The 14,823-nt window shown below is 70.5% G+C and carries 12 protein-coding genes and 1 riboswitch; of the genes, 6 read left to right on the forward strand and 6 right to left on the reverse strand.

All coding sequences use genetic code 11. From position 1 onward, the window contains the following. Positions 1-25: 25 nt before the first annotated feature. Positions 26-112, reverse strand: a riboswitch (ZMP/ZTP riboswitch). 138 nt (positions 113-250) lie between these two features. Beyond that, positions 251-1,048, forward strand: a complete 798-nt coding sequence (locus tag DFI_RS04655; protein WP_022799840.1) for an amino acid ABC transporter permease — start codon at positions 251-253, stop codon at positions 1,046-1,048. 64 nt (positions 1,049-1,112) lie between these two features. Here the strand turns inward: DFI_RS04655 and DFI_RS04660 are convergent, their stop codons facing one another. The 3 genes from DFI_RS04660 to DFI_RS04670 form a co-directional block, all read right to left on the reverse strand. Further along, the gene (locus DFI_RS04660) at positions 1,113-2,414 is read right to left on the reverse strand and encodes an AI-2E family transporter (protein ID WP_022799839.1); all 1,302 of its coding nucleotides are present in this window, start codon (positions 2,412-2,414) and stop codon (positions 1,113-1,115) included. A gap of 4 nt (positions 2,415-2,418) precedes the next feature. After that, entirely contained in the window at positions 2,419-4,668 is a 2,250-nt protein-coding gene (locus DFI_RS04665) for a TRAP transporter permease (protein WP_081425710.1), read from the reverse strand. A gap of 95 nt (positions 4,669-4,763) precedes the next feature. Beyond that, entirely contained in the window at positions 4,764-5,729 is a 966-nt protein-coding gene (locus DFI_RS04670) for a TAXI family TRAP transporter solute-binding subunit (RefSeq protein WP_022799837.1), read from the reverse strand. 260 nt (positions 5,730-5,989) lie between these two features. On the opposite strand from DFI_RS04670, the gene DFI_RS04675 reads away from it, so the two are divergent. After that, positions 5,990-6,715: an amino acid ABC transporter ATP-binding protein gene (locus tag DFI_RS04675; protein WP_162145400.1), complete on the forward strand. Its 726-nt coding sequence runs from the start codon at positions 5,990-5,992 to the stop codon at positions 6,713-6,715. Positions 6,716-6,794: 79 nt separating this feature from the next. On the opposite strand, the gene DFI_RS04680 is transcribed toward DFI_RS04675, so the two are convergent. Then, positions 6,795-8,093, reverse strand: a complete 1,299-nt coding sequence (locus DFI_RS04680) for an MFS transporter (protein ID WP_420810877.1) — start codon at positions 8,091-8,093, stop codon at positions 6,795-6,797. Positions 8,094-8,205: 112 nt separating this feature from the next. Further along, positions 8,206-9,846 carry a chloride channel protein gene (locus DFI_RS04685; protein WP_027462120.1) on the reverse strand — a complete coding sequence of 547 codons (1,641 nt, stop codon included), beginning with the start codon at positions 9,844-9,846 and terminating at the stop codon, positions 8,206-8,208. 119 nt (positions 9,847-9,965) lie between these two features. On the opposite strand from DFI_RS04685, the gene DFI_RS04690 reads away from it, so the two are divergent. The 4 genes from DFI_RS04690 (at position 9,966) to DFI_RS04705 (ending at position 13,891) form a co-directional block, all read left to right on the forward strand. After that, the gene (locus tag DFI_RS04690; protein ID WP_027462121.1) at positions 9,966-11,360 is read left to right on the forward strand and encodes an NCS2 family permease; all 1,395 of its coding nucleotides are present in this window, start codon (positions 9,966-9,968) and stop codon (positions 11,358-11,360) included. A gap of 4 nt (positions 11,361-11,364) precedes the next feature. Next, positions 11,365-12,627: a glycerate kinase type-2 family protein gene (locus DFI_RS04695; protein WP_027462122.1), complete on the forward strand. Its 1,263-nt coding sequence runs from the start codon at positions 11,365-11,367 to the stop codon at positions 12,625-12,627. A 129-nt stretch (positions 12,628-12,756) separates the two neighbouring features. Next, on the forward strand, positions 12,757-13,380 hold the full coding sequence (gene sodA, locus DFI_RS04700) for a superoxide dismutase [Mn] (protein ID WP_027462123.1): 624 nt from the start codon (positions 12,757-12,759) through the stop codon (positions 13,378-13,380). Positions 13,381-13,480: 100 nt separating this feature from the next. Next, the gene (locus tag DFI_RS04705; RefSeq protein ID WP_027462124.1) at positions 13,481-13,891 is read left to right on the forward strand and encodes a hypothetical protein; all 411 of its coding nucleotides are present in this window, start codon (positions 13,481-13,483) and stop codon (positions 13,889-13,891) included. Between the two features lie 21 nt (positions 13,892-13,912). On the opposite strand, the gene DFI_RS04710 is transcribed toward DFI_RS04705, so the two are convergent. Next, positions 13,913-14,656, reverse strand: coding sequence for a chlorite dismutase family protein (locus tag DFI_RS04710; RefSeq protein WP_027462125.1), 744 nt, complete (start codon positions 14,654-14,656; stop codon positions 13,913-13,915). Positions 14,657-14,823: the final 167 nt, after the last annotated feature.

Consider the following 14,823-nt stretch of genomic DNA (forward strand, 5'->3'; position numbering starts at 1 on the left):
CCACCCCCACCACTTGCGGGAACCGGTGTCCGACCCAGGCGCGCGATCACTTCCCTGTCCTGAACGGCTTCCCCGTGGTTCGCCCACGCTAGCGCCAGTCGCCGTTCACTCGGAGTGCAGCATACCAGCCGGCCCGGCCCCCGGCCCACCCGGACAGGGGGTGAAGCTGGACAGCCCACCTCTCCCGCCCCCGGGCCGCGGCGGTATCTTCTGGGGCAATGACCAACGCACGCATCACCGGGGTCCGGCCATGACCGCCGCGAAGACCGCACCGGCCCGCCAGTCGCCCATGAGCCCGGGCGCCATCCTGCTGTGGGTGGCCGGGGCCGCCCTGGCCTTCATCGCGCTGTTCTACGTGATCACCCTGATTCTCCGGGCGATGCCCGACCCCATCGGGCCGCGCGCCGACCTGTTCGTGCAGGGCGCGCGCATGACCCTGCAACTCACCGTGGTGAGCGGCCTGATCGGCCTGGCCGTGGGCATGCTGGCCGGCATCATGAAGGTCAGTGCCAGCCCGCTGGTGCGCGCGCCCGCGAACCTGTTCGTGTGGCTGATCCGCGGCACGCCGTTGCTGGTGCAGATCCTGTTCGTGTACAACGCCCTGCCGCCCCTGCTGCAGGGCATCGGCCTGAACGTCAGCCTGAACGAGTTCTGGTCGGCGGTGATCGCCCTGGCCCTGAACGTCGGCGCGTACAACGCCGAGGTGATCCGCGCCGGTATCCTCGCCATTCCCAAGGGCCAGACGGAAGCCGCGCGCAGCCTGGGCCTGACCAGCGGCAAGACCATGCAGACGGTCGTGCTGCCGCAGGCCATGCGGATCGTCGTGCCGCCCCTGGTGAACAACATCGTGGCGCTGCTCAAGGACTCCTCGCTGGCCAGCACCATCGCCCTGCTGGAACTCTCCCTGGCCGGCGCGCGCGTCAGCAGCGAGACGTTCATGCCCATCCCGGTCCTGACCACCATCGCGGCCGTGTACCTCGCGCTGACCACCGTCATGACCTTCTTCACCGACCAGCTGGAAAAACGCGTGAAGATCGCCAGCCGCTGAGCTGGCCCCCCACCGCGAAGCCGCCCACCAGGACTCCCGGTGGGCGGCCTTCTTCTGGTGTGCTTCAGGTGCCGTCGCTCAGGCCCTTGGCTTCCTGACGGGGGTCGTCGGGCTGCAGGTCGCTCATGATCTCCACCGGGTCCAGGTCCGGTTCGCCCAGCACCCCGGCCGGCGCGTCGCTCGGGTCGCCCTCGTGCGCGGCGCTGGGCAGCCAGTAGCGTTCCACCCAGCGCTTGATCAGCGTGGCGACTGGAATGGCCAGCAGCGCGCCGCCCGCGCCGCCCAGCGCCAGCCCGATCAGCAGCGCCACCAAGATTGTGGAGGCGGTCAGCTGCGTGGTGCGGCCCATGATGATCGGCCCGATGACGTTTCCGAGCAACTGGTTGATCAGGAAGTACAGCAGCGCCACCAGCAGGATGGTGGTCGTGCCCAGGGGCACGGCCTGCACCATCGCCAGGATGGACGCCAGCACGATCCCCACGTACGGGAACAGGTTGATGAACCCGCTCATCAGCCCGATCGCCAGGGCGTTCGGGACCTTCAGCAGCAGCAGCCCGCCGGTGGCGAGCACCACGCACGCCACCATGGTGAGCAGCGTGCCCCGCAGGTACGACCCGAAGCTCTCGCTCACGTCGTCGGACAGCCGGACGATGGTCGGCTGCCAGCGTTTCGGGAACACCCCCACCAGCGTGCGGCCCACACCGTCGTAATCGAACATGAAGTACATGGCGAGCGTCACGATGAACCCCACCTGCCCCAGCCACCCCACCAGGTTGCTCAGGGTGTGCATGACGTCCGGGCCGGAATTCAGGATGCGTTCGGCAAGCGGCCCGGCGCCCTGCTGGATGCCGCTGAGCTGCTTGTCGATGGCCTCGCTCACCCGGTCGCGCAGGCCCTCGGCGCCCTGCACGTTCCCCAGGTGATCGAGGAGGTTCATGGCGAGTTCCTTCAGGGACCGGGCGAGCTGCGGCAGGCTCTGCAGCATGCTCTGCACCTGGGAACTCAGGGTCATGACGATGCCCGTCACCAGCCCCAGGCCCAGGATCAGCACCAGCAGCACGCCCAGGCCCCGGCCCACCCCGCGCCGCTCCAGCCACACCAGCAGCGGGTTGCACAGGAACGCCAGTCCGTACGCGAGCAGGATCGTGACCAGCACGCTGGTCAGGAGCTGCATGCCGCGCAGCAGCACCCACAGCGCCAGCGGCACCGCGATCAGGTACACCACCAGCCGCACCGCGGGCCGCTGCCACAGCACGGCGATCAGTTCCACCACGTTCTCCCCGCGGCGCAGCGCGGAGCGGAGCGGCTCGTTGGCCGCCGGGGCCGGGGCGGGGACGTGCGGGTCAGGGTGGGGCGGGAGGGTCACGCGGTCATCCTGCCACGGCGGGCGGCACGACCGGCGGCTGCTCGCGGCGGCTGCCGGCCTTCTGCCAGAAGTACACCAGGGCGATCAGGCCCAGCGCGCCCAGGTTCCAGAGGATGTGCGTGGGAATGATCAGGATGAGGGACGCGACCAGCAGCAGCAGCGTCTGAAGGACGTTGGTGCGCCGGTGCAGGAAGCGCAGCGTGGCCGCGCTGAACGCCACCAGCCCAATGAACGCGAACACCACCATGGGCACCGCCTCGGCCAGCGGCAGGCCGCCCAGGCGGTTGTTGGCGATCAGGAGCAGCTGCGGGTTGAAGAACATCATGTAGGCCAGCAGCGCCGTGCGCAGCTCGTACTGGAAGGCCTGCACGCCGGTCGCCACCGGATTCCCGCCGCTGATGGCCGCTGCCGCGAACGCCGCCAGCGCCACCGGGGGCGTGCTGTCGGCCATGATCCCGAAGTAGAACACGAACATGTGCACCGGCAGCATCTGCGCGGGGTTGCTGGTGTCCAGCCCGGCGATCTTGGCGATGATCGGCACGATCAAGGCCGACATCAGGATGTAGTTGGCGGTGGTGGGCAGGCCCATGCCGAGCACCAGCGCGATCAGCTGCGCCATGAGCAGCACCACCACCATCGCCCCGAACGTCGCCACCTGAGCGGCGTTCACCCCGGGAATCAGCGCGGCGATGCTGGCGAAGAGGTTGCGGAAGGTCTCGCTGACCAGCTGCACGATGTCCGCCAGGCCGAAACCCAGGCCTGTGATGGTCACGATGCCCACGATGATCCCCGCCGCCGCCGTGGCGATGGCAATGCCGATCATGCTGCGTGCCCCGGACTCGAAGGCCTCGACCAGCATCCGCACGCCGTCCTTCAGGCCCTGCACGGCAGTGCGCCCGTCACCGGGGCGGGTGGCGCGGTACACCTCCTGCACCAGCATCATCACCATCATCATCAGGATGGTGTTCAGCGCGATGCGCTCCGGCGCGGCGTCCGGGTTCGCGGTCAGGGTGCCCAGCAGGTACCCCAGCGGAATCAGGTAATACCACCCGGCGATCAGCGTCTGCCGCACGCGCGGCAGCTCGGACTTCGGCAGGCCCCGCAGGTTCAGCTTCAATGCCTCGATGTGCGTGACCACCAGCAGCGCCGCGTAACACAGGAACGCCGGGATGGCCGCCGCGAGAATCAGGCTGCGGTACTCGATGTTCAGGTTCTGCGCCATGATGAACGCCGCCGCACCCATCACCGGCGGCATCAGCTGCCCGTTGCTGCTGGACGCCACCTCGATGGCCCCCGCCTTCTCGGCGCTGTACCCGACCTTCTTCATGGTCCCGATGGTGATGTTCCCGCCCGTCACCACGTTACTGACCGCACTCCCGCTGATGATGCCGTTCAGGGCGCTGGACAGCACGCTCGCCTTCGCCGGCCCCCCCCGGTACCCGCCCAGCAGGCCCTGCGCGACGTTCATGAACCAGTCCCCGGCGCCCAGCTTGTCGAACACCGCGCCGAACAGCACGAACAGGAACACGATCTGCGCCGACACGCCGATCGCCGTGCCGAAAATCCCCTCCGTGTTCGCGAACAGCTGCCCCACCACCTGCGGCCAGGTCTGCCCGGCGTGCAGCTGCAACTGCGGCCCCAGGTCCCCCTGAATCAGGCCCTTCGGGCCCGTCAGGGCGTACAGCATGAACACGCCCGCCACGATCGGCATGGCAATCCCGATGGTCCGCCACGCCGCGAGCAGCAGCAGCACGATCATCGCGCTGCCCACCCACACGTCCGTGCTGGTCAGCGACCCGCCCTGCACGTTCGCGATCGTCGGGTACTGCCGGATCAGATACACAGCCGTACCGGTCGCCGCCGCGCCCAGCACCCAGTCCAGCCACGGCACCCGCGTCTGCGGCCGGTCCGGGGTCTTGCGGAACGGGAACACCAGGTACGCCAGCGCGAACGCGAACGCCAGGTGCACCGCCCGCAGGGTCAGCAGGTCCACCGTGCCCTTCTGCGCCGCCCACATCTGGAACGCGCACCACGCCAGGGCCAACGCCGTGACCAGCCATTTCGGGAACCCGCTGAGTTTCCGGCCGCCGGTCTCGGCCGCCTCGACCATCTCGATGGCGCGGCGCTCACCCTCGGTGGTCGCCTCGTGCGCGTGCAGGAAGAAGGGGTCGTGATGCGGCGGAGCTTCATACCGCGCATCCTGAAACTGCCGGGGGTTGGGAATAGGGGAGGTGGGTTCTCTGGGGTCAGTCATGCAGGTCCTCGGTCAGGCGGAACTCGGGGAAAGGGGAGGGGGCCAGCCGCACATGCTGGCAGCTGGCCCCGGATCGCGGCGGCATCCGCCAGGACTTACTTGACGTTCAGGCCGTTTTCCTTGAAGAACTTGATGGCGCCCGGGTGGAAGGGCACGCCGGCGCCCTTCGTGGCCTTGGTCAGGCTGAAGTTGGTGTTCAGGCTGGGGTGGATGGCCTTCAGGGCCTTCTCGTCCCCGAAGGTGGCCTTCATCGCCTTGTACACCGCGTCCTCGCTGAGCGCGGTGGTCGTGACCATCACGGCCTGCACGGCCACGCTGGGCACCGTGGCGCCCACGCCCTTGTAGCTCTTGGCGGGCACGTTGTAGCGCACGTAGAAGGGGTACTTCTTGATCAGGGCGGTGGCCTGGTTGCCGCTGACCGGCACGATCTTCACGTCCACCGTCTGCGCGATCTGACTGATGGCGCTGGCGCCCACACCCACCGTGTAGAACAGCGCGTCGGCGCGCTTGTCCTGCATCAGCGTGATGCCCTGCGCAGGCGAAACGCGCAGCTGCTGCCCCAGGTCATCGAAGCCCAGGCCGTACGCCTCCAGCACCTGCCGGGCCGTCTGCTCGGTGCCGGACCCCAAATCGCCCGTCACCACGCGCTTGCCCTTCAGGTCCGCGACGCTGTTGATCTTCGCGTCCTTGCGGGCCACGATGTGCAGCACCTCCGGGTACAGCACGCCCATGGCACGCACCTTGTTGTTCGCCTTGCCCTCGAAGGAGCTCACGCCCGTCCCGCGGAACGCGTAGAAGGCGATGTCGTTCTGCACGATCGCCATGTCCAGCTCCCCGGTCGCCAGGGCGCTCATGTTGAACACGCTCCCGCCGGTGCTGCGGGCGTTGGCGCGCACGCCACCCGCGTCGTTCATAAGTTTCGCCATGCCGGTCCCCACCGGGAAGTACACCCCGGTCGTGCTGCCGGTCCCGATGGTCAGGAAGGTCGTGCCCTGCGCCAGCGCGGCCGCAGCCACACCCAGGCCCAGAACGGCGGTCAGTTGCTTGATGCTTTTTTTCATAGGTGGAACCTCCAGGTCAGGCCGGCACACGGTCGCCGGTCGGACATGAGAAATCGAAGTGAACGCCCACACACTAGCGCGCCCCGGCCCGCCACACCGTGAGTCGCACCGACAACTTCCCCACGCGCCCCACCACCCTGTCCGGACCACTCCCGCCCCCGGCCGCGCCCCCCGGGCAGCAGGCGTGTACAGTAACGGCCATGACCCAGGCCCGCCCCACGCCCCGCCCGGCGGCCCACACGCAGGCGGCCGGCCAGCCCATGATCCAGATCCGCGACGTGCACAAGCACTTCGGCAGCTTTCACGCCCTGCGCGGCGTGAACCTCGACGTGAAAAGCGGCGAGGTCGTCGTCGTGATCGGCCCGTCGGGCAGCGGCAAGAGCACCTTCATCCGCACCATCAACGCCCTCGACGCCCACGACCAGGGCACCATCATCGTGGACGGCATCGAACTCAACGGCCGCGGCAACCTCGACGCCATCCGCCGCGAAGTCGGCATGGTCTTCCAGAGCTTCAACCTCTTCCCCCACCTCACCGTGCTGGAAAACATCACCCTGGCCCCCACCCGCGTGCGCCGCACCAGCCGGCCCGAAGCCGACGCCCGCGGCCTGGAACTCCTCCGCCGCGTGGGCATCGAGGAACAGGCCCACAAGTACCCCGCGCAGCTCAGCGGCGGGCAGCAGCAACGCGTCGCCATCGCCCGCGCCCTGGCCATGGACCCCAAGGTCATGCTCTTCGACGAACCCACCAGCGCCCTCGACCCCGAAATGATCAAGGAAGTGCTGGACGTCATGAAAGAACTCGCCCGCAGCGGCATGACCATGCTCGTCGTCACCCACGAGATGGGCTTCGCCCGCGAGGTCGCCGACCGCCTGCTGTTCTTCGACCAGGGCAACATCGTCGAGGACACCACCCCCGAGAACTTCTACCAGAACCCCCAGCACGAACGCGCCAAACAGTTCCTCAGCAAGATCCTCGGCCACTGAACATAGACACAAAGCGCGCCCGCCTGGTGTTCAGGCGGGCGCGCGAACATTCAGGAATTCTGGTGGCCCTCCCGCCCGGTCAGGCGTCGCGTTTGAGCTGTCCGCCGACGATCCAGGCGGCGAGGCCGAGCAGGATGCTGGCGGTGAACACGGCCGCGTACCCCAGCCAGTCGGCGAGCAGGCCGCCCAGGGCGGGGAAGAGGAGCGCGGGAGCGATCAGGGTGTTGAGCGTGCCTATGTAGCGGCTGCGGGCGTGGTCCGGGGCGAGGTTCAGCAGGTAGTTGGTGTGGCCGAGGTTGAAGCCCTGCGCGGCGATGCTGGAGAGCATGAAGACGGGCAGGTAGGCCGGCAGTGCCAGCGGCTGCGGGGGCCGCAGGACGGTGACGGTCAGTGCCCAGAAGGCTGCGAGGACGCTGACGGCAGTGGCGTACCGGAGGATGCGGCGCGACCCGCGGCGTTCGGCGACGCGCTGCCAGATGGGGTTGGCGAGGGGCGCGGCGCCCATGACGGCCATGACGAACACGCCGAGGCTCGCGGCGGGGAAGTTCAGGTTGCGCAGGGCGTTCGCGGCGTAGAAGGATTCGCTCATGCTGGCGGCGGCCAGCAGCAGCCGCAGGTGCAGGAAGGCGCGGAAGGGCCGGTCCTGGAGCGTCACGGGAATGCTGCGCAACTCCGCGCGGAAGCCCTGGGCGGCCTGGGGGGCGTCCGGGGGTTCCTGCACCAGTCCGAAAATCCAGTACCCGAGGACGTACGCGGCCGTGCCTAGCGAGAAGATCAGGGTGTAGTCCAGCGGGAACGCGAGGTCCCCGGCGAGGATCTGCCGCACGAGAATCCCGGCCCCGAAGGCGAGCAGGCCACCGTACAGGTTGCGGGTGGCGAAGTAGCGGGGGCGGCGTTCGCTGGGCACGGTCTTGCTGACCACTTCCAGGAAGGGCAGGCCCGACACGCCGGAGGCCAGGGCATTGACCAGCATGGCCGTGAGGAACAGCGTGAGGCACAGGGCCGGCTGGTCGGCGAGGAACGCCGTGATCAGGATCATGGCGATGTACGTCGCCGTGCGGACCAGCGCCGCCGAGCGGTATACCGGCAGCTTGTAAGGCCGGCCCCGCACGCGGGAGGCGATGAACAGCTGCGGCAGCAGCCACCCCCCGAACGCGATGCCGGGCAGCAGACCGATCATCCAGTTCGGCGCGCCGAGCCGCGTGGCGAAGCCCGCGATCACGACCGTGGAGCTCATGAACCCGTCCCCGATGAACACGGCCCAGCCGTTGAGGATGCCCAGCCACTCGTTGCGGTTCCAGTCCCAGCGGCGCCGGCCGGGGCGGGTCATGAAGGGCCCGGTGCGGACGGCAGCGGGCGGGGGCGGAACGGGCGGCACATACCGGCCCAGCCTACGCCCGGCGGCGTGGCCCTGCCAGGGGGCGCGGGGCAGGCGGGCCGGGCCCGTCTACACGTCGGCTGAGGTTGGCGTTGCTGTCAGGCGGCCTGCTTCAGCTGCCGGTGAGGCGGAGCACGCCTTCCAGCGCGGCGAAGGCCTCGGCGTCGGCCAGGAAGATCAGTTCGTCGTCCGGGGTGAGGCGCAGGTCCGGGCGGGGCACGCGCACGGTGCCGTCACGGATCACGCCGACGACCTCCACGCCCGGTGGCAGCGCGACCAGGCTCAGGCGGGTGCCCTGCCAGCTGCGGGGCACGCTGCGGCGGTACAGTTCCCGCTCGCCGCGCAGCGCGCCCTCGGGCGCGGCCGGCCGGTCGAAGGGCACGGCGGCCGGAACGCTGGTCACGTTCACCACGTTCACGCGGGGCGCGTAGCGGATGCCTTCGGGCAGGAGGGGCGCGGCGGTGTTGTGGGCGCCGCTGTCCTTGCGGGCGGTGACCTGCGCGTCCATCAGGCCGCGGGGGCCGCTCAGGACGTGGGCGATGCCGGCCGCGACGAGCGCCAGCGGGAGCAGCGCCTCGCCGCCCCAGGTGGTGGCGAGCAGCGCGGCAGCCACCGGGACGTTCAGGGTGACGGTCAGCACGCTCACGGCGCCGATCATGCTGGCGATGGCGGGGTCCACGCCGAGCAGGCTGCCTAGGCCGGTGCCGAGCAGCCCGCCGATCGCCACGGACGGCAGCACGCCGCCCCCGAACGCCAGTTGCGCGCCCAGGGCCAGCAGCGTCCAGCGCAGCAGGCCCAGGCCCAGGCCTTCGGTGCCAACGAAGCCGGAGAGCGCGAGTTGCTGCCAGCCGGACCCGCCGCCCAGGATGTCCGGGGTGACGAACACGGCCACGGCGGCGGTGAGCAGGCCGAACAGGCCGCCCAGCAGCGGCCGGTACCAGGCGCCGGTCACGGTGGTGGGCAGCAGGCGGCTGAGCAGCACGGCCACCACGGCGGCCAGGGTGGTCGCCAGGGCGATCAGCAGGTACTGCGCGAGCTGCGGCGCGGCCGGGGCGGGCAGGGTGGGCACGCTGAACAGCGGGCTGAACCCGAAGGCCAGGCCGTACACGGCGCTGCCGGCGACGGCGGCGAGCAGGCAGGGCATCAGGACCTCGAACTCGAATTCGAAGCGGCGGTACAGCACCTCGGCGAGCAGCACGGCCGCGGCGAGCGGGGCGTGCAGCACCAGCCCCAGCGCCGAGGCCGCCCCGGCGAGGGTGAGGGTGCGGAATTCCACGGCGTCCAGGCTGGTCACGCGCCGGAGCAGGGCCGCGCCGAGCTGCCCGGCCAGCAGGAAGGGCGTGTCCCGGCCGACCAGCAGGCCGCTGGCGTTCGCGGCGGCGGCGGCGCCCAGGGTGCCCACCTGACTGCGCAGGCCCGGCAGGGGCGCGCGGGTGTGGTACGAGGCGATCAGGGCGTTCAGGGCGTCGCCGCGCCGGGCGGGCGTCAGGGCCGTGTACAGCATGCCCAGGGCCGGCAGGACCAGCAGGGCCCAGGGGAGGGCCGCGCCGAAGGTCATCATCAGGCCGCCCTCGCCTGGCGTGCCGGGCGGCGAGTAGCCGATCACCACGTCCCGCAGGGTGGCCAGGGCGTCCAGGGCGAGCCGCAGCAGGATGCCCAGCCCGCCGACCAGCATGCCCAGCAGCACGCTCAGCACGACCAGCCGCCCGGTTTCCAGGCGGGTCAGGACGGAGCGGGGCAGCGGGGAACGCATGGGCCGCATGGTAGTGCAGGCCGCCGCTTTCCGGAAACGGTGCGGGGCGAATCCCGGCCGGCCGGGCCGTCTGGGTGTGGGGCCGCTGCGGGGCGGGTGCAGGCGGTAACGTGGGCGGCATGACGATTGGGCCGGATCAGGCAATGGGTGGGCGCAGGGGTGGACTGGACGGGTTTTTCAACCTGTCCGGGCAGGGGAGCAGTGTGGCGCAGGAGGTCCGGGCGGGCATCACGACCTTCCTGACCATGAGTTACGTGCTGTTCGTGAACCCGCAGATTCTTTCGGGCGCCATTCAGGTGCCGAACGCGTTCGTGCAGCTGCTGATGGCCACCGCGATCGCCGCGGCGTTCGGGTCGCTGGCGATGGGCCTGGTCGCGAAGTACCCGTTCGCGCAGGCGCCCGGCATGGGCCTGAACGCCTTCTTCGCGTTCTCAGTGGTGCTGGGCATGGGCGTGCCGTGGCAGACGGCGCTGGGCGCGGTGTTCGTGAGCGGGGTGCTGTTCGTGCTGCTCAGCGTGCTGGGCGCGCGGCAGGCGATCGTGAAGGCCATCCCGAACAGCCTGAAGTTCGCCATCACGGGCGGCATCGGGGCGTTCCTGGCGTTCCTGGGGCTGCGCAGCGCGGGCATCGTCGTGGCGAACGAGGCCACCATGCTCGGCATGGGCGCGGTCACCGCGCCGGGCGCGTGGCTGGCGCTGCTGGGGTTGCTGCTCACGGCTGTGCTGATGGCCCGGAACGTGAAGGGCGCGATTCTGTACGGCATCCTGATCACCAGCCTGATCGCGGTGGTGCTGCGCCTGCCGGTGTATCCGGGCGGGCCGGAGGGTGCCCTGCAGGCATTCCAGGGCTTCCAGAACGGCGTGGTGGGCGTGCCGGTCTGGCCCTCGGACCTGGTCGGCCAGCTGGACCTGGGCGGCGCGCTGGCGCTGGGCCTGCTGAACGTGGTGTTCACGTTCTTCTTCGTGGACTTCTTCGACGCGACCGGCACCCTGACCGGCCTCGCGCACCGCGCTGGGGCGCTCACCCCGGACGGTGACCTGCCGCGTGCCCGCCGCACCTTCGCGATGGACGGCCTGGCCGCAATGTTCGGGGCGTTCATGGGCACGAGCACCGTGACCGCGTACGTGGAGTCGGCCAGCGGCATCAGCGAGGGCGGCCGGACCGGCCTGACAGCGGTGGTGGTGGGCGTGCTGTTCCTGCTGGCGACGTTCCTGTGGCCGCTCGCCGGCGCGATTCCGGCTGCCGCGACCGCGCCCGCCCTGATCCTGGTGGGCGCCCTGATGATGGAAGGGGTGCGGCACATCGACTGGGACGACCTGACCGACAGCCTCCCGGCGTTCCTGACGATCATCGCCATGCCGCTGACCTTCAGCATCGCCAACGGCGTGAGCCTGGGCGTGATCGCGTACTGCGTGCTCAAGGCCCTGACCGGCAAGGTGCGCGAGGTGAGCCCGGTCCTGTACGGCGTGGCCGCGCTGCTGCTCTTCCGTTACGTGTTCCTCGCCACCGAGTGACGCCGTGCGCGAGGTGCTGCGCGGGACGTTCCAGGCGGCCCTGGCGGCCACCGACCCGGGCCGGCTGACCGCGCGGCACCTCGCCGGCTGGTCCGGGCCGGCCCCCGCGCGGCTGCTGGCGTTCGGAAAGGCCGCCGGCCCCATGCTGGGCGCGGCCCTGGAGCGGTTTCCCCGCACGCCGGCGCTGGGCATCCTGCCGGACGATGCGGCCCTGCCTGCCGCCGTGGCGGCCGCGCCGCACGTGCACCTGCTCCGCGCGGCGCACCCCCTGCCCGATCACCGCAGCGTGCAGGCGGGCCAGGCCGCCCTGGCCGAGGCGGAGCGCCTGCCCGCCGGTGGCGTGTGGCTGGTGCTGGTGTCCGGTGGGGGCAGCGCCCTGCTGTCCCGGCCGCAGGGCGTCACCCTGGAGGATAAGGCCGCCGTGGTCCGCGACCTGATGCACGCCGGGGCGGACATCCACGCCCTGAACACGGTGCGCAAGCACCTGTCCGGCGTGAAGGGCGGCCGGCTGGCCCAGGCGGCCCTGGCGCGCGGGGCGGCCGTGCAGGCCCTGCTGCTCTCGGACGTGGTGGGGGACGACCCGGCCGTGATCGCCTCCGGGCCGACCGTGCCGGACCCCACCACCTTCGCGGACGCCCGCGCGGTGCTGGAGCGGTTCGGGGTGGCGGCGCCGGAGGTCGCGCGGCACCTCGCACGGGGGGAGGGGGGCGAGGTGCCCGACACGCCCAAGGCGCTGCCCGGCGTGACGTCGCGGGTGATCGGCTCGAACCGCCTGCTGCTGGACGCGGCCGCCCGGCATTTGCACGATCTGGGCTACGGCGTCGTGGATCTCGGCGACGGCTGGACCGGGGAGGCGCGGGACGTCGCCGCGCAGCACGCCCGGATCGTGCAGGAGCACCTGAACACGGACGCGCCCCTGGCGCTGGTTTCCGGCGGCGAGGCGACCGTCACGGTGCGCGGCCCCGGTGTGGGCGGACGCAACCACGAGTTTGCGCTCGCGCTGGCCCTGCACCTCGGGCCGACTGGCGTGTGGGGGCTGAGCGCCGGGTCGGACGGCCTGGACGGCAGTTCGGGCGCCGCCGGCGCGATCCTCACGCCGGACACGCTGGCCCGCGCGGCCGCCCTGGGCCTGGACGCCGCGGCCTGCTTGACCCGCAACGATTCCGGGGCCTTCTTCGCGGCGCTGGGGGATGGACTGGTCACCGGGCCGACCGGGCAGAACCTGAACGATCTGCGCGTGCTGCTCGTGTCCCCACGCCGCGCGTGAATCCGGGATGAAGGGCCCCTAAAGTCACCCCGCGCCGGACGACCGGGCTCATCTTCATGCCCGGCCGTTACCATGAGAAGCGCTGTGCAGGCCCCGCGAGTGCGCCGCCTGCCCGGAAAGGAGTCTCCCATGGCCTACGAACTGCCCAAACTGCCCTACGCCTACGACGCCCTCGAACCTCACATCGACGCCCGCACCATGGAAATCCACCACACCAAGCACCACCAGGCCTACGTGGACAACGCCAACAAGGCCCTGGAAGGCAGCGACATGGCCGACCTGCCGGTCGAGGAACTCATCCAAAAGCTCGACCAGGTGCCCGCCGACAAGAAGGGCGCCCTGCGCAACAACGCGGGCGGCCACGCCAACCACAGCCTGTTCTGGCAGGTCATGGGCCCCAACCAGGGCGGCCAGCCCAGCGGCGAACTGATGGACGCCATCACAGGCGCCTTCGGGTCCTTCGACGCCTTCAAGGAGAAGTTCGAGGACGCCGCCAAGACCCGCTTCGGCAGCGGCTGGGCGTGGCTGGTCGTGAAAAACGGCGCCCTGGACGTCGTGAGCACCGCCAACCAGGACAACCCCCTGATGGGCGAGGCGGTCGCCGGCGTGAGCGGCACCCCGATCCTTGGCGTGGACGTGTGGGAGCACGCCTATTACCTGAACTATCAGAACCGCCGCCCCGACTACCTCAAGGCCTTCTGGAACGCCGTGAACTGGGACGAGGTCAGCCGCCGCTACAGCGCTGCAAAGTAAACTTCGGCACGGAACAGGTGCGCGCCGGCCCCCACTCGACGGGGGCCGGCGCGACTTGCGTTTATGGGCCTGGCCGCAGGGGGGCCCGTATCATGCCGGGGTGACCCGCCGCTTCCCCGACGCCACCACCGTTCAGATGCTGACCCTCACGCTGCTGGGGGCCGGCCTGGGCGTCTTCCGGGCCGCGCGGGGCGAGAACCCGGACCTGTTCCCCCTGCTGGCGTGGGTGCCGGCCCTGCTGCTGCCCACGTTGCTGCTCGCCTGGGCGGCGTACTGGCTCGCGGCCCGCTCCCCGCGGGCGGGCCGCTGGGGGGGAGCGGCGGCCGGGCTGGCCGCCGGGGTCTTTTCCTTCGCGGCGCTGCAACCGGAATACCAGGCGAGCGGCCTGCACCCCGGCATCTACGCGCTGCTGGGCTGGGTGCTGCCGCTCGGTCCGGTGTTCCTGCTGGGCGCGCTGGTGGGGAACCTCTCCGACCGCCTGGCCCGCCTGCGTTCTCCCCGGGACCCCTGAAGGCCGCGGGGGTGCCCGGGGTCAGGCGAGGTCGTTCAGGACGCCCGTCAGGTCTTTCTTGATGCAGGTGAACATGGGCGTGTCGCTCAGGGTGTAGTTGCTCGCCTCGGTGTAGCGCAGGCGGTGCACGAGGTCCACGAACTCCTGCGGGTAGTCGCTGTCGAAGGCCACCACGAACTCCTGGTCGTCGATGCCGTAGGAGTAACTGGTGTTGATGCGCACGCCCTTGAAGGGCCCGGAGGCGTAGATGTGCTCGTCCATCATGCCCTGGCGGGTCAGGGGAGTCAGGTCGTACCAGGCGCGCGTTTTCACGAAGGGGTAGATGAACAGGTACTTGCCCTGCCCGGGCAGCAGTTCCAGGCCGTGCCCGCTGCCCTCGATGGAGTTCACGTACTGGCTGCGCTTGTTCATGCTGATGTAGTGCCGGGGCTGCGTGAGGTAGCCCATCAGCCGCGTGCGGTTCAGGCGGGCCTGCGCCTCCTGGAAGTCGTTCACGTCGAAGGCCATGCGCCAGATCATGAAGTCCACGTCGGCCCGCACGCCCACCAGGCTGTACGTGCGCTGGATGATGCCCCTGGGCGCGGGCGCCTCGTCCACCCAGGCCTGCGCGGCGGCGGCGAACTCGGCCTTCATCTCCTCGCGCTCGGCATGCGGCAGGCGGCGGAAGGCGGGGTCCAGCTTGTAGAAGGCGTAGTTCAGGTACTGGCGGTTGGCGCGGTCCGGCTCACGCTGCGTGACCTGCCCGCTGGGGTCCATGTCCACCATGCGTTTCGGTCGGCCACCGGCCGGTTTGCCGCCACTCGCAGCCGGGCGGCCGGACGTGTCCAGGGCGGGCTGGCCCGCGTGCTGCGCCCCGGTGTGGGGGGCGGCAGGCTCAGGGGCTGCGGTAGTCGTGGGGGTGGGGGCGTCCGGCTCCGGTCGGGTCATAACTT

Origin of the sequence: Deinococcus ficus (genome assembly GCF_003444775.1) — a bacterium.
GTDB lineage: Bacteria > Deinococcota > Deinococci > Deinococcales > Deinococcaceae > Deinococcus > Deinococcus ficus.